Here is a 17,914-nt window from a genome sequence, read left to right as displayed (position 1 = left end):
TCGGAGACGTGCCCATGGACCAGCAACTCCTCGATCGTCTCGCCATCCGCGATCTCGTCGAGAACTGGGCGGTGTGGCGCGATGCCGGCGACTGGGAGCGCTTTGCCACGGTTTGGCACGAAGAAGGCTGGATGTCCGCGACCTGGTTTCAGGGGCCGGCCCGGGATTTCATGCGGGTCAGCCAGGAGGGTTTTGCCAGGGGCGTGCGCATCCTGCATTTCCTCGGCGGCACCAGCATCGATCTTGCGGGTGCGCGAGCGATCGCGCAGACCAAGATGACCATCTCGCAGCGCGGCCTCGTGCACGACGTGCTCTGCGACGTCGTCTGCACTGGACGCTTCTACGATTTCCTGGAGAAGCGGGACGACCCATCAGGTATCGGCAAATGGGGCATCGTCCGCCGCCAGCCCATCTACGAGAAGGACCGCATCGACCCGGTCGATCCCGCCGCGACGCTTCGGCTCGACCAGGATGCGCTGGCTGCACTCCCCGAGGGCTACCGCCACCTCGCCTACATGCAGGAGCTGATCGGCTACAACGTGAAGCGCGACATGCCGGGCCTGATCGGCCCCGAGGTCGAGAAGCTCTATGGCGAGGGCCGGGAGTGGCTGGCAGGAAAGGCGAAAGTAGGCCCCAGATAAAAGTAAGGCGCGACTGGCATCACCACAGTCGCGCCCTACGTCGCCGGCTTATGGGGCAGGGGGGAATAGCCGGCTGCTGAGACGACTCCTGTGCGCGAAAGTCGTTCCAAGGCGCGCGAAATATTTTGCCGTCTGCTGCATTTTTCGCACACGGTTAAGTGATCGTAGCTGTCGAGAACCCCCGATCCTGCGGCGGCGTTGTTCCCGTGCCCGCCATGGGGCGAGGGATCGGCAGCCATGTCACAGATTCAAAAGGTTTTTTTGAGCGCAATTGCGGTCGTCGCCACCCTCGGTGCCGTGCAACTGGCCTCCGGGCATGATCTCGCAGACCGGTGGCAGGCCGTCGCCGACCTCCCCAGCCACGGTTCCACCGTCGCGGTGGGTCACAACGTCAACCGCACCGCCAAGGCAGACCGGCTTGCAGAGATCAAACCGGCAGCCGTTCCCACCCGTACCGTCTCGATGCGGCTGAACGACCTCGCCGATACGTCGGTGCTGCTGCGGGTCCCCGCCGTGATCGAGACCGGCAATGCCAAGACGCCGGTGCTGCTCCAGAACCAGAAGAAGCCTCGCAACAAGCCGACGATCGCCTGTGAGCCGATGGTCAGCTCCCTGACCGAGGTCGCAAGGCTGCTCCAGCCCGGCCGCTGCGTGACCTGACCCCCTCTCTGCGAGGGGTGGTTTGGCGGACCCAGACTTCACATCCTCTTGATCCGCCATTGCCTCGCGCTATATCCGGGTTCCCTCCCTTTTGTTTGACCGGGTAAGCGCATGACGACGTCAGATACGGCTGTGCATACGCAGCCTTTCCAGGCCGAAGTTTCCGAACTGCTGCACCTGATGGTGCACTCCGTCTATTCGGAAACCGACATCTTCCTCCGCGAGCTCATCTCCAACGCCTCCGATGCCTGCGACAAGCTGCGCTACGAGGCCATCGCCAGTCCCGCCCTGCTGGGCGAAGGCGACGCACTCAAGATCCGCATCGTCCCGAACAAGACGGCCAAGACGCTCACGATCGCCGACAACGGCATCGGCATGGAGCGGCAGGAGCTGATCGACCATCTCGGCACCATCGCCCGCTCCGGCACCAAGGCGTTCGTGTCCAAATTGAAAGAGGCCAAGGACGGGCTCGGCCTGATCGGCCAGTTCGGCGTCGGTTTCTATTCCGCCTTCATGGTCGCCGAGAAGATCGTCGTGATCAGCCGCCGCGCCGGCGAGAGCGATGTGTGGACCTGGACGTCCTCCGGCGGCTCCGGCTTCGAGATCGCCCGTGCCAGCGACGAGGAAGCGGCGCGCCTGACGCGCGGCACCGAGATCGTCCTGCACCTGAAGGACGATTCCAAGAAATATCTCGAGACCTACGAGATCGAGCGTATCGTCACCGCCTATTCCGACAACATCCTGTTTCCGATTGAGCTCGTGCCCGAAGACGGCGAGCCGCGCCAGATCAATTCGGCGAGCGCGTTGTGGCAGCGCTCCAAATCCGAGCTCACGGCTGACGATTACAAGAAGGCCTATCAGCAGATCGCCTCTGCCTTCGACGATCCCGCGATGACGCTGCACTACCGCGCGGAAGGACGTTACTCCTACGCCGTGCTGCTGTTCGCGCCCTCGACCAAGCCGTTCGACCTGTTCGAGCCGAACCGCAAGGGCCGCGTGAAGCTCTACGTCCGGCGCGTCTTCATCACCGACGATGCCGACCTCTTGCCGGGGTACCTGCGCTTCATCCGCGGCGTGGTCGACAGCGAGGATCTTCCGCTCAACATTTCGCGCGAGATGCTCCAGAACAATCCGCAGCTGGCGCAGATCCGCAAGGCGGTGGCGACGCGTGTGGTGTCCGAGCTCGAAAGCCTTGCCGACAAGGACCCCGAGAATTTTGCCAAGATCTGGGACGCCTTCGGCGCGGTGCTGAAGGAAGGCATCTACGAGGATTTCGAGCGGCGCGAAAAGCTGCTGGGGCTGTCGCGCTTCACCACCACCTCGGGCGAGAAGCGGTCGCTGAAGCAGGTCGTCGCCGATTTCAAGCCGAACCAGACCGAGATCTATTATCTCGTCGGCGACAGCATTGAGCGGCTGAAGTCCAATCCGCGGCTGGAAGCTGCGACCGCGCGCGGCATCGAGGTGCTGCTGCTGTCGGATCCCGTCGACGCGTTCTGGACCTCGATGCCCTCGGATTTCGAAGGCAAGCCGCTGAAGTCGCTGAGCCAGGGCGATCTCAATCTCGATTTGATTCCGCGTATCGACGATAAGGACGAGGCGAAGAAGGACGAGCCGGCTGCGGACGAAGCAGCCACCATCGCCGTGATCAAGGCCGCGCTGGGCGAGCGCGTCAGCGACGTCAAGGTCTCGACGCGCCTGACCAGCTCGGCCTCCTGCCTCGTCGCCGACAGCCAGGGTCCGAGCCGCGAGCTCGAGCGCATCTTGTCGCAGCAGAACCGCGGCATGAAGACCAAGCCGATCCTCGAGATCAATTTGCGCCATCCGCTGGTCACCGCGGTCACCAAGGCGCAGGCTGGCTCGATGGTCGTCGACGATCTCAGCCTGATCCTGCTCGAACAGGCGCAGATCCTAGACGGCGAATTGCCGGAAGACCCGGCAGCGTTCGCGGCGCGGCTGAACCGGCTCGTGTTGCAGGGCCTCGGCGGCTAGCGCTGCCTCGCAGCATCATTCCGACCGCGCTTGACCCAGGTTGTCAGATCGCTCGGCCCGCATCGCCTCTGGCGTTGCGCGTCCCACTCACCTTGACGTCATCAGGTCTCAGGAACAGTCGCGGACGGCGAGATGTTGTGTCATATGAAGCGACGTCACCAGTTCGAGGATTTCCCATGCGCTTGTCATTCCTCACTCTTACCGCGGTCTTCACGCTGCTGGGCGCAGCGGATGCCAGCGCGCAGCGATACGATCCGGCCTATCCCGTCTGCATGCACCGCTACGTCGGTGGCGGCCCTGGTGGCGGAGGCAGTGACTATTTCGACTGCTCGTTCACCTCGTTGGAGCAGTGCCGCGCCACGGCCTCGGGCCTTGCTGCGACCTGCGACCTCAATCCCTATTACGCCTTCAACGAGTCGCCGCCGCCGCGCCGGCGTCCCAAGAAGGTGCACTGAGGCGAACGGGACCAAGCCCGGGACTTCTGCATTCATCGCTCTTTCGACCTGGTCACACCCGTCGGCGCGCTGCCGGCGGGTGCGACCTTGGCTGCGCGCTGCCGACCGTTAATCGCGCCCTAACCGGGTTTTACCTTGTCTCTTAACGCCTGGGTCAGGGCGCGCGGGCTATACTGCCGGAAACCGCAGATCGCCCGAAAGAGTGAACAATATGACCACCGGCGTCATCGAGAAGCCGAAAGCCGCGCGCGCACCGTCGGCTTCCAAGATCTGGTTGAGGGCGATCGAGCTCACCGCGCGGATCGAAACGCTGCCGGGCCGCCTGTTCGCCGACGTCGTCGACGATTGGGCGCAGCGCCAGCCTAACCGCGTTGCTCTGGTGGCGGACGAGGCAAGCCTCGATTACGAAGGCCTCTCGAAGAGGATCAATCGCTACGCCCGCTGGGCGCGCTCGCTCGGCCTGTCCAAGGGCGATACCGTTGCGCTGATCATGCCGAACGGCATCGATTATATCGCGGCCTGGCTGGGCATCAGCCGCGTCGGCGGCGTGGTCGCACTGATCAACACCAAGCTCGTCGGGCAATCGCTCGCGCACTGCCTTGGTGTCGCGAAGCCGATGCATGTCATCGTTGCGCATGAGCTAGCGGGGATGCTGGACAGCGCGGCACCTCATCTGAAGACGGCGGCAAAAGTCTGGACGCATGGCGATAGCCGCAGCGAACGTGCGATCGACGTCGCGCTTGCCGTTCTCGACGACGGCCCGCTATCGCCGGAGGAGCATGGCGAGGTCACCATCGACGACCGTGCGCTGCTGATCTACACCTCCGGCACCACCGGCCTGCCGAAAGCGGCCAGCATCAGCCACCGCCGCATCCTGAATTGGGGGTTTTGGTTCGCTGGCCTCACCGGCGCGACGCCGCAGGATCGGCTCTACGATTGTCTGCCGCTGTTCCATTCGGTCGGCGGCATCGTCGCGCCGTGCAGCATTCTGGCCGCCGGCGGTTCGGTAGTGATCGCCGAGAAATTCTCGGCCTCGCATTTCTGGTCCGACATCGTCCGGCACGACTGCACGCTGTTTCAATATATCGGCGAGCTCTGCCGTTACCTGCTCAAGGCCGCGCCCTCGGAATACGAGAATCGGCATCGCCTGCGGCTCGCCTGCGGCAACGGGCTGCGCGGCGATATCTGGGAGGATTTCCAGGCGCGCTTCGCCATTCCGCGCATCCTCGAATTCTACGCCGCGACCGAAGGCAATTTCTCGCTGTTCAACGTCGAGGGCCAGCCGGGTGCGATCGGCCGCGTCCCGGCGCTGCTCGCGCACCGCTTTCCTGCCAGGCTCGTCAAGCTTGACCCCGATAGCGGCGCGCCGCTGCGCAATGAAGAGGGCTTCTGCATCGCCTGCAGCCGCGGCGAGGCCGGCGAAGCGATCGGCCGCATCGGCACCGCGGACGAGGGCGGTGGGCGCTTCGAGGGCTACACCGATGCCGGTGAGACCGAGAAAAAAGTCTTGCGTGACGTCTTCGTCAAGGGCGATGCCTGGTTCCGCACCGGCGATCTGATGCGGATGGACGACAAGGGATTTTTCCATTTCGTCGACCGTATCGGCGACACGTTCCGCTGGAAGGGCGAGAATGTCGCGACCTCCGAGGTGAACGATGCCGTGCGCGATTTCATTGGCGTCGTCGATGCCGCCACCTATGGCGTCAGCATTCCCGGCGCCGACGGCCGGGCCGGGATGAGCGCGATCGTCGTGAACGAGGGCTTTGACATCAGCGCGCTGCCCGCCCATCTCGCGCAACGCCTGCCGGTCTACGCCCGCCCGCTCTTCATCCGTATCTCGCGCGAGCTCGACGCCACCGAGACCTTCAAGCAGAAGAAGGGCGAGCTCGCCCGCGAGGGATTTGACCCGGCCGCGGTCGCCGATCCGCTGTTCATGCTCGACCCGATGTCCGGCGTCTACGTCGCGCTGGACGCGGAGACATATGCGGCCATCTCGGGCGGTACGATCAGGCTGTAGGGCAACCAAAATCGAGAGATAGGTCCAATTTTATCTGAATTGTCCAAGAAGCCATTTACTTCTGTCGGGTAAACAGACCGCGATGGGGAGGCGGTCAGCAAGAGCCGCCGCAACAACGAGATCGATAACAAAGCGAGCCAGCCATGTCGGTAAGGTCAAAGGTCATTGAAGCGATTCAGCAGATCGCCAAGGAGCAGCACGTCACGCTTCCCGCCCTCTCGGACGATCTGTCCCTGCATGAGACGGGCTTCGACTCGCTCGCCTTCGCCATCCTGGTCGCCCGCCTCGAGGACGAGACCGGCGTCGATCCCTTCACCATTTCCGAGGACGCAGCGTTCCCCGCCACGGTGGGCGATTTCGTGCGGGCCTACGAAAATGTCCCCGCGTGAGATCTTTGCACTTCGCGACCATCTTGGCGCGGAGCTGAAAGGCCGCACCATCTCCGATGCGCATGATGTCGTGTCGCTGACGGGCATCCTGTCGCACACTGTTCTGGGCGGCCGGCTGCACGAGCTCTCCGGCCGTGCCGTGCTGCTCAAGCTGTCGGACCAGCTCCGGTCCGGCCTTGCCATGATCGAGCTCGACGGCATCGCGCGCCGCATGCTGCTGTGTCCGCCGGACCTCAATCCGGCGCATCTCGACGCCTTGATCGCGGATGCCGGGATCGATGCCGTCGTCACCGACGAGCCCGAACTCTGGGCGGCGTCCGGCGTGCCGCTGGTCGTCACCGCGCAATTGCCGCCGCAAGCCGCCGCGCCGGCCAAGACCGCGCGCGGCACCGAATGGCTGATGCTCACCTCGGGCACCTCGGGGGTGCCAAAGATCGCCGGCCATACGCTGGAAGCGCTGACCGGCGCGATCGTCGCCGAAGGCCCATCGCGCGGACCTGCACCGGTCTGGGCAACGTTCTACGACATCCGCCGCTATGGCGGCCTGCAAATCTTTCTTCGTGCCATCCTCTCCGGCGGTTCGTTGGTGCTGTCCGATCCCCATGAGGCGCTCGCCGATCACGTCGCGCGGCTGAAGGCGCGCGGTGTCTCGCATATCTCCGGCACGCCTTCGCATTGGCGCAAGCTCCTGATGAGCGGCTCGGCCGCCCAGTTCGCCCCGGCTTACGTCCGTCTCTCCGGCGAGATCGCCGACCAGGCCGTGCTCGACGGCCTGAAGGCGGCATTCCCCAATGCGTCCGTCGGCCATGCCTATGCCTCGACCGAGGCCGGCGTCGGTTTCGCCGTCAATGACGGGCTGGAAGGCTTTCCGGCCGACTATCTCGGCAACCGCAATGGCGTCGAGATGAAGGTCGTCGACGGCTCGCTGCGCATCCGCTCGACGCGCACGGCTCATGCCTATATCGGCCGCAACGCCTCCGCGCTCACCGACGACGACGGCTTTGTCGACAGCGGCGACATCGTCGAGCTGCGCGGCAACCGCTATTATTTCGTTGGCCGGCGCGGCGGCATCATCAACATCGGCGGGCTGAAGGTCCACCCCGAGGAGATCGAGGCGGTGATCAACCGCCATCCCGACGTGCGGATGTCGCGCGCGAAGTCGCGCAAGAGCCCGATCACCGGCGGCATCGTCGTCGCGGACGTGATCCTCGCTGAGGGCACCGATCCGGCGCGCGCGAAAGAGATCCGCGACCAGATCCTGGATCTGTGCCGCGCCCAGCTCGCATCCCACAAGGTGCCGGCGGTGCTTCGTTTCGTCGAGGTGCTCGACGTCACCCCGGCCGGAAAACTGGCGCGCACCGATGCATAACGTTCTCGTCACAGGCGGCAGCCGCGGCATCGGACTTGCGATCGGCAAGCGCCTTGTCGCGGCCGGCTTCAACGTCATCGCGGCGGCGCGGCGCGAAAGCGAAGAGCTCAAGGCGGCCATCGCAGCCGCCGACGGGCGCCTGCATTTCCGTGCCTGCGATCTTGCCGTGATCGATGCAATCCCGGCCTTCGCAAAGCTCGTGCGCGACGAATTCGGCCCGATCTACGGCCTCGTCAACAATGCCGGTCTCGGCACCGAAGGCCTGCTGGCCACCATGCACAATTCCGAGATCGAGGCGCTGGTGCAGCTCAACGTGCTGTCGCCGATCATCCTCACCAAATATGTGGCGCGCCAGATGATGGCCGACGGCACTGGGCGCATCATCAACATCTCCTCGATCATCGCGACGACAGGCTATAACGGCCTCTCCGTCTACGGCGCGACCAAGGCCGCCGCGACCGGCTTCACCCGCTCGCTGGCCCGTGAGGTCGGCAAGCTCGGCATTACCGTGAACGCGATCGCGCCGGGCTTCATCGACACCGAGCTGACGCACAATCTCTCCGAGGAAGGCCGCAAGCGTATCGCCGGCCGCAGCGCGCTGCGCCGGCTGCCGGAGCCGGACGACGTCGCGCGCATGGTGGAATACCTCCTGGGCGAAGGCGGCCGCAACGTCACCGGGACCGTGTTCACCATCGACGCCGGGAACACAGCGTAGGCGGAACCCGGCCGCCACAATCGCGTTGATCGGGCGCAATGACAGCCAGCCGCATTTGGTCGTAGGATGCCCCGCAATCGATTGGATTACGTCAATCGATCTACCCTAACTGAAGGGGAGCAGTCGATGGCCACTTCAAACATGCCTGCTTCAAGTCGGGCCCTGACAGAGCCGGCCCGCGTGAAGTCGGATGAAGTTCGCTGCCTGCCGATGTCGCATCAGAATTCCGGCGCTCACGGCCACGAGATGTATCCGCAACAATTCGTGCGTTTGATCGGCTGCCACGACGTCCCTGCATCCCAGCTGCGCAAGCGTCGGGACGAGAAGCTGCACTAGCCGCTCACGGCCGCTGATTCGGCAGGTCGATTCGTTCGTGTGAAAATTCCGGCGGCCCTTCGGTGAGGCGGCGGATGCGGCGCTCGCGCTCGTCTGGCGGCAATGCCGGATCGAGCAGTAACTCGATCTCATGCACTGCGATCTCTTCGATCTTGGTCGCGTCCGATACGACCGGGTGCGCGGGCGCGGAGACGGGGAGTGCCAACTTCAGCCCCAGCTCGATCAGCTTGCAGATCGCATCCGAGCGGGTCAGGCGGTGAGCTTCAGCCCAGGCATCGACCGCCTCCGTCAATCTTTCCGGCATCTTCACCGCGCTGATCGGGTCGACACCCGTGCGCCGGCGGACCGGACAGGTGGAGTCCTTGCTGCTGAAGTCGGACACCTCGATTTTCCCATGCAACCCCTTGGAGCCGACCGACGATAGCCGCTCTCCCCGGATGGCCGTTTGATGCCGATCAATGATCCCGCCGGGGCATTGCAAGGCGGCCGCATCTTGTTGTCCGGGCCGCTTTCGGCCAATGATCGAAACGGGGCGCGAGCCAGCGAACCCGGATCGATCCTGCCACGTATCTTGCTTCGCATTCCCAACAGTCCGGCAATCCCGATGAGCTCAGGCGAGTCCTTCTATGGCGGCATTCCCGTCTTCCGAGGCTTCACCAGCCTGATGGATCCTGCGCTTTATGCGCCGCTGCCGGACGACTGGAGCATCGGTGTTGCCGATATCGTCGATTCGACCAAGGCGATCGCGGCGCAGCGCTACAAGGCCGTGAACATGGCGGGTGCCGCCGTGATCGCGGCGGTGACCAATGCGCTGCAGGGGCGGGAATTTCCCTTCGTGTTCGGCGGCGACGGCGCCAGCTTCGCGGTGGCGCCAGACGACGTCGAGCTTGCCCGCCAGGCGCTGGCTGCGACCGCGACCTGGGTGCGCGAAGATCTCGATCTGACCCTGCGCGTCGCCTTGGTGCCGGTCAGCGTCATTCGCACACACGGCCTCGATGTGCGCGTCGCCCGGTTCGGGCCGTCGGCCAACCTGTCCTATGCGATGTTTTCGGGCGGCGGGCTCGCCTGGGCCGACGCCGCGATGAAGCGCGGCGAGTTTGCCGTCGAGGAGGCGCCTGGCGGCACGCAGCCGGACCTCTCCGGCCTGTCGTGTCGTTTCGAGGTGATGCCGGCGGCGCGCGGCCTGATCCTGTCGGTGCTGGTGATGCCGGCGCGCGGCGTCGATCCGCAGGCCTTCCGCAAAGTGATCGAGGACATCATTCATCTCGTCGAGCGCAGCCCGGAGGGTGGCCGGCCGGTGCCGCCGCAGGGGCCCCCGTTGAAATGGCCGCCGCAGGGCGTGGAATTCGAGGCCCGAACCAGGCGCGGGGGGCCGCTGCTCGCGCGCAGAGCCAGCGTACTGGCCTATACGCTGTTCGCTTATTTCATCATGCGCTTCGACATCAAGATCGGCGGTTTCGTGCCCAGCCTCTACAAGCGCCAAGTGGTCGAGAACTCGGACTTCCGTAAATACGACGACGGCCTGCGCATGATTCTGGACTGCACGCCGCAGCTCGAGCGCGCCTTGAACGATCGTCTCAAAGCCGCCGCGCGCGAGGGCATCGTGCGCTACGGCCTCTACCAGCAGGACGCTGCGATGATGACCTGCTTCGCGCCGTCGGCGCTGCGCAGCGATCACGTCCATTTCATCGACGGCGCGCGCGGCGGCTATGCCTCGGCGGCGACGGCGTTGAAGGCGATGATGGCAGCGGGTTAGCGCCCCGCGCGCGTCCAGGTCTCACCGCCGCAGAGCGCGCCGACGCAGCCTTCGACCCGCAGCGCGTCCGCGCCAGTCAGGCTGATGTTGCTCGCATAGGTGCTGCCGTCGTCCGCATTGTAGATCTGGCCCGACCATTTGTTCGGTCCCGTCGGCTCCATGCCGCTGAACAATGGCAGGCCGATCATCGGGCGCCTGGCGAGCGCGGGATTGGGATTCTTGCTGTCGGTGGCGGGCTGACCGGTCGCGCTGTCCATGGGCTCGCGCAGCCAGACGATGTGGCCGCAGATGCCGCCGCCGCATTTGCTGATCTTGACGCGTGCATCGCCCGCCTGCGTGAGCCAGGTCCCGTCGGCGCTCTGCGCATAGGCGGAAGGCGCACCGATCAGCGCAGCCAGAATGACGGTGAGAGCGACGAATCTGAATGTCATGGAGAGGAGCCCTGGAATGGAGGCGACTCCATAGCAGCAAATCGAGCGCGCGCAACGCCCGAAGGAATCACATCTCTGAGCTTATCTGCCGGCGCTTATTTGCCTGCGATCATTTGCCCCAGCGCGCGAAAGCGACCGAGGCGGCAGTCGAGAGCCCGAACACGACCATGGCGCCGCCGACCAGCGCGAACAGGGTCCAGGCCGGAGCCTGCGCGGTCATCAGTCCGATGCCGCCGATCGCGACGATCAGAAGCCGTGCCGTCGAGGCGAGCACGGGCCCGCCGACGCGTGCGGCGCCTTGCGAGGAGAAGTAAAGCGACACGCCCATGCCGAAGAACACGAAGGCCGGACCGGCCCAGTGGAAATAGCTGTGCGCTGCGGCGGTGACGCCGGGATCGCGGGTGAAGAGTCCGACCCACAGTGACGGCGCGAGCGCAACGACGAGACCGATCAGCCCCACCGTGAGTCCCGAGGCGGCAGCCGCGGTCCAGGCGACACGCCGCGCGCGCTTCACATGCCCGGCGCCGATCGCCATGCCGACCATCGGCACCGAGGCGATGCCGAAGGCGAAGGTGATCGGGATCAGCAGAAATTCCAGCCGCGAGCCGATACCGTAGCCCGCCAGCATCTCGGTGCCGAAGGTCGCGAGGATCTTCGTGAAGATCAGAATGGTGAGCACGGTCTGCAGCGGCGACAGGCAGGCCACCGCGCCGACTTTGAGAATGTCCAGGAACATCGCGCGCTCGAAATGAAAGGCGCGGACATCCAGCGGCAGCCGGCTGCGCCCCGACAACAGATACCAGATGAAGAAGATCGCCGCGCAGCTGAACGCGATCAGCTGCCCGCTCGCCACGCCCGGCATGCCGAATTGCGGCACTCCGAACAGGCCGAGCCCCAGCGTGCCGCCGAGCACGATCTGCAGCGCGCTCGCGCCGATCAGAATCATCGAAGGCAGGCGCATGTCGCCGGTACCGCGGATCACCGAGGCCAGCGTGTTGACGAGCCAGATCGCGACCGCGCCGGAGAACAGCACCTGCGAATAGCCGCTGGCCTCCTCGAGCACGCGCTCGCGTCCGCCGAGCAGCGCGAAGAAGGAGCGGCCGAAGGCGAGCATCATCACCGTGAAGAACAGCCCGCCGCAAAGGCCGATGATGGCGGCATGCAGCGCCAGCGTCGCGGCGCGGTCGCGATCCCCTGCGCCGAGGGCGCGGCTGATTGCGGACGAGACGCCGCCGCCCATCGCGCCCGCGCTCATCATCTGCGTCAGCATCGCGAACGGAAACACCAGCGCGATCGCGGCGAGCGGGATGGTGCCGAGCCGGCCGATATAGGAGGTCTCAGCCACTGCGACGAGCGTGCTGCCGACCATCGCGATCATGTTGGGGATCGCGAGCCGCAGCAGCGTCGGCAGGATCGGCGCGGTCAGGAGGCTCGCGATGGGGGAGGCGACCGGCGCAACCGGCGGGACGGCATCTGCGGGGGCGTCGATCGTCATGTTCACCGGGCGGAAAATTAAATGATGACCGACATATTATAAGAGAATGAGCCGGCCGGCGCAGCCCTGGCTCACGCAGGGCTCACCACGGCAGGCCGCATAGGTCGATGGTGCCCAGCGTCGGCGCGCGCACGATGTGGAAGACATAGGGCGCCATGTAGGTGAACCGAATCCGCCCTTCCGGCTGTTCGCAATAGACCTCGCCTTTGAACGGCAGCCAGCTCCGGGCCTCGTAGAACGCGAAATTGTGCGGCTCGCAGACCAGTAGGGCGAACCGAACCGCCTCGTTGGCGCGCATGGTATGCACCGCCGCGTCGATCGCCACGGTCGCATAGCCACGGCCGCGCTGGTCCTCGCGCGTCGAGACGCCGCCGATGCCGCCGATATGAACCTTTTGTCCATTCCAGGTGATGGTGCGGAAGTAGATGCCGACATGGCACACGAGACCATCCTCGGGCGTCTCGACCAGCACGCGGAGATCGGCATTGGCCCATTTGACATGAGCCCAGGGCTTGCCTGCGACCAACTGCGGTGCCCAGACCGCCTGAAGTAGCGGCTCGGCCCTCGGCCACGAGGCGTCGCCGTTCAATATGTCGATCTCGATGCTCATGGCCTCGTCCTCCACAGCTCCGCTTCTTCGCGCGTTTGTTCTGTCTTAAGCGCCTCAAAGGCAATGATATTTTACAGCGAACCGCAGGTCTGATCACGGCGGCCGGGTTGCGGCGAATTTGTGCATTCAAGCAGGACGCGCCAAGTCACGCCTTTTCGCAAATTCTGAGGTATTTAATGGCCGCGGAACCTTCTATAAGGGGTGACCGTTAGAACTCGTTCCCCACCAGTTGCGGACAAGAAGCCATGACCTTTACGCTGCCCCCACTTCCTTACGCCTATGACGCCCTCGGCCAGTACATGTCGAAGGAGACGCTGGAATATCACCACGACAAGCATCATCAGGCCTACGTCACCAACGGCAACAACGCGCTCAAGGGGACCGAATGGGAAGGCAAGTCCCTTGAAGAGATCGTCAAGGGCTCGTTCGGCAAGAACCCCGCGGTGTTCAACAACGCCGGCCAGCACTACAACCACATCCACTTCTGGAGCTGGATGAAGCCCAATGGCGGCGGCACCAAGCTGCCGGGCAAGCTCGAGAAGAAGATCAACGAGGACCTCGGCGGCTTCGAGAAGTTCAAGACCGACTTCCAGGCGGCCGGCGTCGGCCAGTTCGGCTCCGGCTGGTGCTGGCTCCAGGTCAAGAACGGCAAGCTCGAGATCTCCAAGACCCCGAACGGCGAGAATCCGCTGGTGCACGGCGCCACACCGATCCTCGGCTGCGACGTCTGGGAGCACTCTTACTACATCGACTATCGCAATCGCCGTCCCGACTATCTCAAGGCGTTCGTCGAGAACCTCGTGAACTGGGAATACGTGGAGTCCCTGTTCGAGAAGGCGTGACAGGTGTCATTCCGGGGCGCGGGAAGCGCGAGCCCGGAATCCATTTGTCTGCTCGGGTGACGCCCGATGGATTCCGGGTTCGGCGCTGACGCGCCGCCCCGGAATGACAGAAACAAAGGCGGTCGCAGGCGCGACCGCCTTTTTGCTGTGCGGAATTGCCCTGCGTGGCGCGCGCATGGGTCTGTCGTCACACCGTTTGCATCGGGGGAACACCGCCCTTAATCAAAACGGGCATCACCCTCGAGCGACCCAGCCCGTTGTCAGAACCTTCCCCGAACAATCCGGTGCCTGGCGGCGACGCGGAATCCGAGCCGCGGCCGGGCCGGGTCCGCAAGCCGATCGGCTGGTCGACCGTCATCATCGCAGCTCTGGTGGCGGTGAGTGCTGCACTGGTCTGGCGGCGGGACGGCACTGACGGCGTTCTGGAAATCCTCACCCACGATCTCTCGCTGTTCTCGGGCATCCTGCCGCGCGTGCTCGCCGGCTGCCTGCTCGGGGCCTTCATCTCGGAGATCTTGCCGCACGAGAAGGTCTCGCGCTCGCTCGGGCCGAAATCCGGCCTGATGGGCCTGCTGATCGGCACCGCCTTCGGCGCGATTCTGCCCGGCGGTCCCTTCACCGCCTATCCGGTCGCGAGCGCACTGCTCGCGGTCGGCGCCGATTTCGGCGCCACCATCGCCATGGTCGTGAGCTGGACGCTGATCGGTTATGGCCGGGCGGTCGCCTGGGAAATCCCGATCATGGGCACCGATTTCACGCTGTGGCGGATCGTGATCTCGCTGCCGCTGCCGGTGCTCGCCGGCGCCCTCGGCCGCTTCGTCTATGTCAGGCTCTATCCGAAGCCGCTCGCGAAGGACGACGAGAGTTGAGCGCAGCGCTTCTGATCGACATCCTGCTGTGGGGCTCGGTGCTCGGCGTCGGGCTGATCGCCTTTCGTCGTGGGCGTCCGGTGTTCGTGGCCTCGCTGCGCGAGGGCACGATGGACTTCGTCAACATCGTGCCGCGGATCGCGCTTGGCGTGATCGGCTCCGGCTACATCGCGGCCATCATCCCGCAGGAGGTGATCACCGGCTGGCTGGGCCCGGATAGCGGCTGGCTCGGGGTTGCCACCGCCGTGGTCGCCGGCGCCGCCACGCCCGGCGGTCCCGTGGTCGGCTTCTCCATTGGCACCGTCGCGCTGAAGTCGGGCGGCGGGGTGCCGCAGGTGGTCGCCTATGTCGTCGCTTGGGCGCTGTTCGCCTTCCAGCGGGTGATCCTGTGGGAGATCCCGTTCATGCCCGCCCGTTTCGTCTGGTTCCGCTGCGCCGTCTCGGTGCCGTTCCCATTCGTGGCAGCCGCCATCGCCATGGTGATCGGCAAGCCCTGAGCCGCGATGTCAGTCCCGCCGTGGACAGGCGTAATGTTATAATATAACGTCCGCAAATGGCTCCCGCCGCGTCCCACGCCCACCAGCACGACCATGCTCATGGCCATTCCCATGGTCACGGCCATGGACATTCGCACGGGCACGATCACGCCCACGCCCATGTCCACGATGCGACGTCGCCGCATCCGGCCCAGACCGCGCCTTGGTCGATCCTGCGCATGACCATGGCGGGCCGTCTCGCGGCCGCGCTCGCGGTCTGTGCCGTGCTGTGGGGCATCGTCTTGCTGGCGATGAGGTGACGATGGCAGCGTTGCACTTTCACAACGTCACGCTCGGCTATGACCGGCACCCCGCCGTGCATCATCTCAGCGGCGAGGTCGCGCCGGGCGCGCTGGTTGCGGTGATCGGCCCGAACGGCGCCGGCAAGTCGACGCTGTTGCGCGGCATCGTCGGCATCCTCAAGCCGCTCGACGGCACGATCCATCTCGGCGGGCTCGATGCCCGCGACATCGCTTATCTGCCGCAAAGTGCGGAGATCGACCGCAGCTTCCCGATTTCGGTGTTCGATTTCGTCGGCACCGGGCTGTGGCGTGGCACAGGCCTGTTCGGCGGCATCGGCAAGGCCGCGCGCGACAAGATTCTCCGGGCAATCGGAGCCGTTGGCCTCAGCGGTTTCGAGAACCGCCCGATCGGCACGCTCTCCGGCGGTCAGATGCAGCGCGTGCTGTTCGCCCGTGTGCTGCTCCAGGATGCCAGCCTGATCGTGCTCGACGAGCCCTTCAACGCCATCGACAGCAAGACCACCGCCGATCTGCTCGCGCTGGTGAGGCGCTGGCATGGCGAGGGTCGCACCGTGCTCGCCGCGCTGCACGACATGGAGATGGTGCGCAATCATTTCACCGAAACGCTGGTGCTGGCGCGCGGCCCGGTCGCGTGGGGTCCGACGGCGGAGGTGCTGACGCCGGAAAATCTGCTGGTCGCGATGCGGATGTGCGAGGCCTTCGACGACAGCGCCGCGGCCTGCGCGGCCGATGATATCAGCTCGCGGGCGGCCTGATATCCGATGCTCTATGACGCGCTGATCGGTCCGTTCACCGAATTCGAGTTCATGCGGCGCGCGCTCGCCGCGGTGATTGCATTGGCGCTGGCGGGGGCGCCGATCGGCGTGTTCCTGATGCTGCGCCGGATGAGCCTCGTCGGCGACGCCATGGCGCACGCGATCCTGCCTGGCGCGGCGGTCGGTTTCCTGCTCTCCGGCCTCAATCTGTTCGCGATGACGGCCGGTGGCCTGGTCGCCGGCTTTGCCGTCGCGATCCTCGCTGGCGTGGTCGCACGCTCGACCGGGCTGAAGGAAGATGCCTCGCTCGCCACCTTCTATCTCGCTTCGCTTGCGCTCGGCGTCACCATCGTCTCGATCAAGGGCACCAACATCGATCTCCTGCACGTGCTGTTCGGCAACATCCTCGCAATGGACGATCAGACGCTGTTGGTGGTCGCCTTCAACGCCACGGTGACGCTGCTGGTGCTCGCGGTGATCTACCGCCCGCTGGTGATCGAGAGCGTCGATCCCCTGTTCCTGCGCACCGTGAGCCGCGCCGGCGGCCCCGCCCATCTCGCCTTCCTCGCGCTGGTCGTCATCAACCTCGTCAACGGCTTTCAGGCGCTGGGCACGTTGCTGGCGGTGGGGCTGATGATCCTGCCTGCGGGCATCGCAAGGTTCTGGTCGCGCGATCTCACCGCGATGATCTGCATCGCCGTCACTGCTGCTGCGGTGTCCGGCTATGCCGGCCTCGTGCTCTCATTTCAGACCCGCGTGCCCTCGGGCCCGGCGATCATCCTAGTGGCGACGGTGCTCTACATCGTCTCCGTCCTGTTCGGCCGTGTCGGCGGCATCGTCCGGCAGCTGTTTCCCGGCCGGCATCTGGAAGCATGACGATGCGGCTCATCCTGGTCTTTGCACTGTTGCTGATCGCCTCGCCGCTGCGGGCCGCGGAGCGCCTCAACGTCGTCGCGAGCTTCTCGATCCTCAGCGATTTCGTCCGCAATGTCGGTGGTGACCGCATCAACCTGACGACGCTGGTCGGGCCCGACGGCGACGTCCACGTCTATACGCCGGCCCCTAGCGATGCCAAGCGGGTCGCGGCGGCGAAGCTCGTCATCGTCAACGGGCTCGGGCTGGAGGGCTGGCTGCCGCGCCTCGTGCAATCCGCAGGGAGCAAGGCCAAGGTGATCACCGCGAGCACCGGCATCGCGCCGCTGAAGCTGGGCTCGGCCGCTGATCCCCACGCCTGGCAGTCTATCCCGAACGCCAAGATCTACGTCACCGACATTGCGAGCGCGCTCGCCACGGCCGCTCCTGACGATGCGGAGTTCTTCCGCGCCCAGGCCAAGGCCTATCTGGAAAAGCTCGAAGCCCTCGATCGCGAGGTCCGCGACGCCGTCGCAAAAATCCCGCCGGAGCGGCGCAAGGTGATCTCCACCCATGACGCCTTCGGCTATTTCTCCAGCGAATACGGTATCCGATTCATCGCCCCCCGGGGCGTCTCCACGGAGAGCGAGCCGAGCGCGCGAGATATCGCCGCCATCATCGGCCAGATCAAGGCCGCGAGGATCCCGGCCGTGTTCCTTGAAAATATCAGCGACGATCGCCTGATCCGGCGGATCGCCGCCGAGACCGGCGCCAAGGTCGGTGGCACCCTGGTTTCGGACGGTTTGACCGGCGAAAAGGGCCCTGCACCCACTTACATTGACATGGTCAGGCACAATATAAAGGCCCTGACCAGCGCGCTTGACCATTAGGGCAGGGGCCACCCCGCCTCGCGTCGCGCGAAAAAGCCTTGAAG

21 protein-coding genes are annotated in these 17,914 nt (G+C 65.2%); 17 read left to right on the top strand and 4 right to left on the bottom strand.

The window, feature by feature from the left end; all coding sequences use genetic code 11:
* Positions 1–14: 14 nt before the first annotated feature.
* The 9 genes from N2605_RS30560 (at position 15) to N2605_RS30520 (ending at position 8,571) form a co-directional block, all read left to right on the top strand.
* Complete coding sequence (locus tag N2605_RS30560) at positions 15–641, top strand: nuclear transport factor 2 family protein (RefSeq protein ID WP_260344548.1); 627 nt, start codon at positions 15–17, stop codon at positions 639–641.
* Positions 642–878: 237 nt separating this feature from the next.
* Positions 879–1,301, top strand: a complete 423-nt coding sequence (locus N2605_RS30555; protein WP_036021311.1) for a hypothetical protein — start codon at positions 879–881, stop codon at positions 1,299–1,301.
* A 111-nt stretch (positions 1,302–1,412) separates the two neighbouring features.
* Positions 1,413–3,290: a molecular chaperone HtpG gene (gene htpG / locus N2605_RS30550; protein WP_260344544.1), complete on the top strand. Its 1,878-nt coding sequence runs from the start codon at positions 1,413–1,415 to the stop codon at positions 3,288–3,290.
* A gap of 176 nt (positions 3,291–3,466) precedes the next feature.
* Positions 3,467–3,745 (top strand): DUF3551 domain-containing protein, encoded by a 279-nt coding sequence (locus N2605_RS30545; protein WP_035997672.1) that lies wholly within the window; start codon positions 3,467–3,469, stop codon positions 3,743–3,745.
* Positions 3,746–3,947: 202 nt separating this feature from the next.
* Positions 3,948–5,762, top strand: coding sequence for a long-chain-acyl-CoA synthetase (locus N2605_RS30540; RefSeq protein ID WP_260344541.1), 1,815 nt, complete (start codon positions 3,948–3,950; stop codon positions 5,760–5,762).
* A gap of 143 nt (positions 5,763–5,905) precedes the next feature.
* Entirely contained in the window at positions 5,906–6,151 is a 246-nt protein-coding gene (locus N2605_RS30535) for an acyl carrier protein (protein ID WP_015688794.1), read from the top strand.
* Complete coding sequence (locus N2605_RS30530) at positions 6,138–7,520, top strand: class I adenylate-forming enzyme family protein (RefSeq protein ID WP_260344534.1); 1,383 nt, start codon at positions 6,138–6,140, stop codon at positions 7,518–7,520. Before N2605_RS30535 ends, N2605_RS30530 begins: the two co-directional genes overlap by 14 nt.
* Positions 7,513–8,235, top strand: a complete 723-nt coding sequence (locus N2605_RS30525; protein WP_260344532.1) for an SDR family NAD(P)-dependent oxidoreductase — start codon at positions 7,513–7,515, stop codon at positions 8,233–8,235. The genes N2605_RS30530 and N2605_RS30525 overlap by 8 nt, the downstream gene beginning before the upstream one ends.
* 126 nt (positions 8,236–8,361) lie before the next feature.
* A complete protein-coding gene (locus N2605_RS30520; protein WP_260344531.1) occupies positions 8,362–8,571 on the top strand; it encodes a hypothetical protein in 210 nt (69 codons plus the stop codon).
* Positions 8,572–8,575: 4 nt separating this feature from the next.
* On the opposite strand, the gene N2605_RS30515 is transcribed toward N2605_RS30520, so the two are convergent.
* Entirely contained in the window at positions 8,576–8,953 is a 378-nt protein-coding gene (locus N2605_RS30515) for a hypothetical protein (RefSeq protein ID WP_425248826.1), read from the bottom strand.
* Positions 8,954–9,175: 222 nt separating this feature from the next.
* Between N2605_RS30515 and N2605_RS30510 the strand changes: the two genes are divergently transcribed.
* Positions 9,176–10,327, top strand: a complete 1,152-nt coding sequence (locus N2605_RS30510; protein ID WP_225183071.1) for a DUF3095 domain-containing protein — start codon at positions 9,176–9,178, stop codon at positions 10,325–10,327.
* On the opposite strand, the gene N2605_RS30505 is transcribed toward N2605_RS30510, so the two are convergent.
* The 3 genes from N2605_RS30505 to N2605_RS30495 all read right to left on the bottom strand — a co-directional run bounded on the left by N2605_RS30505 (position 10,324) and on the right by N2605_RS30495 (position 12,863).
* The gene (locus tag N2605_RS30505) at positions 10,324–10,758 is read right to left on the bottom strand and encodes a DUF2147 domain-containing protein (protein WP_035997687.1); all 435 of its coding nucleotides are present in this window, start codon (positions 10,756–10,758) and stop codon (positions 10,324–10,326) included. The genes N2605_RS30510 and N2605_RS30505 overlap by 4 nt on opposite strands.
* A gap of 109 nt (positions 10,759–10,867) precedes the next feature.
* The gene (locus tag N2605_RS30500; RefSeq protein ID WP_035997689.1) at positions 10,868–12,253 is read right to left on the bottom strand and encodes an MATE family efflux transporter; all 1,386 of its coding nucleotides are present in this window, start codon (positions 12,251–12,253) and stop codon (positions 10,868–10,870) included.
* Positions 12,254–12,335: 82 nt separating this feature from the next.
* Positions 12,336–12,863, bottom strand: coding sequence for a GNAT family N-acetyltransferase (locus N2605_RS30495; RefSeq protein WP_035997755.1), 528 nt, complete (start codon positions 12,861–12,863; stop codon positions 12,336–12,338).
* 245 nt (positions 12,864–13,108) lie between these two features.
* Here N2605_RS30495 and N2605_RS30490 point away from each other — a divergent pair, with 245 nt between their 5' ends.
* The 7 genes from N2605_RS30490 (at position 13,109) to N2605_RS30460 (ending at position 17,870) form a co-directional block, all read left to right on the top strand.
* Positions 13,109–13,705, top strand: a complete 597-nt coding sequence (locus tag N2605_RS30490; RefSeq protein ID WP_027573470.1) for a superoxide dismutase — start codon at positions 13,109–13,111, stop codon at positions 13,703–13,705.
* Between the two features lie 257 nt (positions 13,706–13,962).
* On the top strand, positions 13,963–14,574 hold the full coding sequence (locus N2605_RS30485) for a permease (protein ID WP_260344522.1): 612 nt from the start codon (positions 13,963–13,965) through the stop codon (positions 14,572–14,574).
* Positions 14,571–15,071, top strand: a complete 501-nt coding sequence (locus N2605_RS30480; protein WP_036036588.1) for a hypothetical protein — start codon at positions 14,571–14,573, stop codon at positions 15,069–15,071. Before N2605_RS30485 ends, N2605_RS30480 begins: the two co-directional genes overlap by 4 nt.
* 56 nt (positions 15,072–15,127) lie before the next feature.
* Entirely contained in the window at positions 15,128–15,370 is a 243-nt protein-coding gene (locus N2605_RS30475) for a hypothetical protein (protein ID WP_035997699.1), read from the top strand.
* 2 nt (positions 15,371–15,372) lie between these two features.
* Positions 15,373–16,128: a metal ABC transporter ATP-binding protein gene (locus N2605_RS30470; protein ID WP_035997701.1), complete on the top strand. Its 756-nt coding sequence runs from the start codon at positions 15,373–15,375 to the stop codon at positions 16,126–16,128.
* Positions 16,129–16,134: 6 nt separating this feature from the next.
* Complete coding sequence (locus tag N2605_RS30465; protein WP_036021355.1) at positions 16,135–17,004, top strand: metal ABC transporter permease; 870 nt, start codon at positions 16,135–16,137, stop codon at positions 17,002–17,004.
* 2 nt (positions 17,005–17,006) lie between these two features.
* Complete coding sequence (locus N2605_RS30460) at positions 17,007–17,870, top strand: metal ABC transporter substrate-binding protein (RefSeq protein WP_225156844.1); 864 nt, start codon at positions 17,007–17,009, stop codon at positions 17,868–17,870.
* The last annotated feature ends 44 nt before the right edge of the window (positions 17,871–17,914 follow it).

The sequence above is a fragment of the Bradyrhizobium yuanmingense genome (assembly GCF_025200905.1).
Lineage (GTDB): Bacteria > Pseudomonadota > Alphaproteobacteria > Rhizobiales > Xanthobacteraceae > Bradyrhizobium > Bradyrhizobium yuanmingense.
Note: the sequence above shows the minus strand (reverse complement) of the source record. Positions and strands in the feature narration are given on the sequence as shown.

Coding starts and splice junctions, on each gene's coding strand:
- N2605_RS30535 (WP_015688794.1), top strand. CDS start 5,906: ATGTCGGTAAGGTCAAAGGTCATTGAAGCGATTCAGCAGATCGCCAAG.
- N2605_RS30560 (WP_260344548.1), top strand. CDS start 15: ATGGACCAGCAACTCCTCGATCGTCTCGCCATCCGCGATCTCGTCGAG.
- N2605_RS30530 (WP_260344534.1), top strand. CDS start 6,138: ATGTCCCCGCGTGAGATCTTTGCACTTCGCGACCATCTTGGCGCGGAG.
- N2605_RS30545 (WP_035997672.1), top strand. CDS start 3,467: ATGCGCTTGTCATTCCTCACTCTTACCGCGGTCTTCACGCTGCTGGGC.
- N2605_RS30500 (WP_035997689.1), bottom strand. CDS start 12,253: ATGACGATCGACGCCCCCGCAGATGCCGTCCCGCCGGTTGCGCCGGTC.
- N2605_RS30520 (WP_260344531.1), top strand. CDS start 8,362: ATGGCCACTTCAAACATGCCTGCTTCAAGTCGGGCCCTGACAGAGCCG.
- N2605_RS30555 (WP_036021311.1), top strand. CDS start 879: ATGTCACAGATTCAAAAGGTTTTTTTGAGCGCAATTGCGGTCGTCGCC.
- N2605_RS30490 (WP_027573470.1), top strand. CDS start 13,109: ATGACCTTTACGCTGCCCCCACTTCCTTACGCCTATGACGCCCTCGGC.
- N2605_RS30505 (WP_035997687.1), bottom strand. CDS start 10,758: ATGACATTCAGATTCGTCGCTCTCACCGTCATTCTGGCTGCGCTGATC.
- N2605_RS30510 (WP_225183071.1), top strand. CDS start 9,176: ATGAGCTCAGGCGAGTCCTTCTATGGCGGCATTCCCGTCTTCCGAGGC.
- N2605_RS30470 (WP_035997701.1), top strand. CDS start 15,373: ATGGCAGCGTTGCACTTTCACAACGTCACGCTCGGCTATGACCGGCAC.
- N2605_RS30475 (WP_035997699.1), top strand. CDS start 15,128: ATGGCTCCCGCCGCGTCCCACGCCCACCAGCACGACCATGCTCATGGC.
- N2605_RS30495 (WP_035997755.1), bottom strand. CDS start 12,863: ATGAGCATCGAGATCGACATATTGAACGGCGACGCCTCGTGGCCGAGG.
- N2605_RS30525 (WP_260344532.1), top strand. CDS start 7,513: ATGCATAACGTTCTCGTCACAGGCGGCAGCCGCGGCATCGGACTTGCG.
- htpG (WP_260344544.1), top strand. CDS start 1,413: ATGACGACGTCAGATACGGCTGTGCATACGCAGCCTTTCCAGGCCGAA.
- N2605_RS30460 (WP_225156844.1), top strand. CDS start 17,007: ATGCGGCTCATCCTGGTCTTTGCACTGTTGCTGATCGCCTCGCCGCTG.
- N2605_RS30465 (WP_036021355.1), top strand. CDS start 16,135: ATGCTCTATGACGCGCTGATCGGTCCGTTCACCGAATTCGAGTTCATG.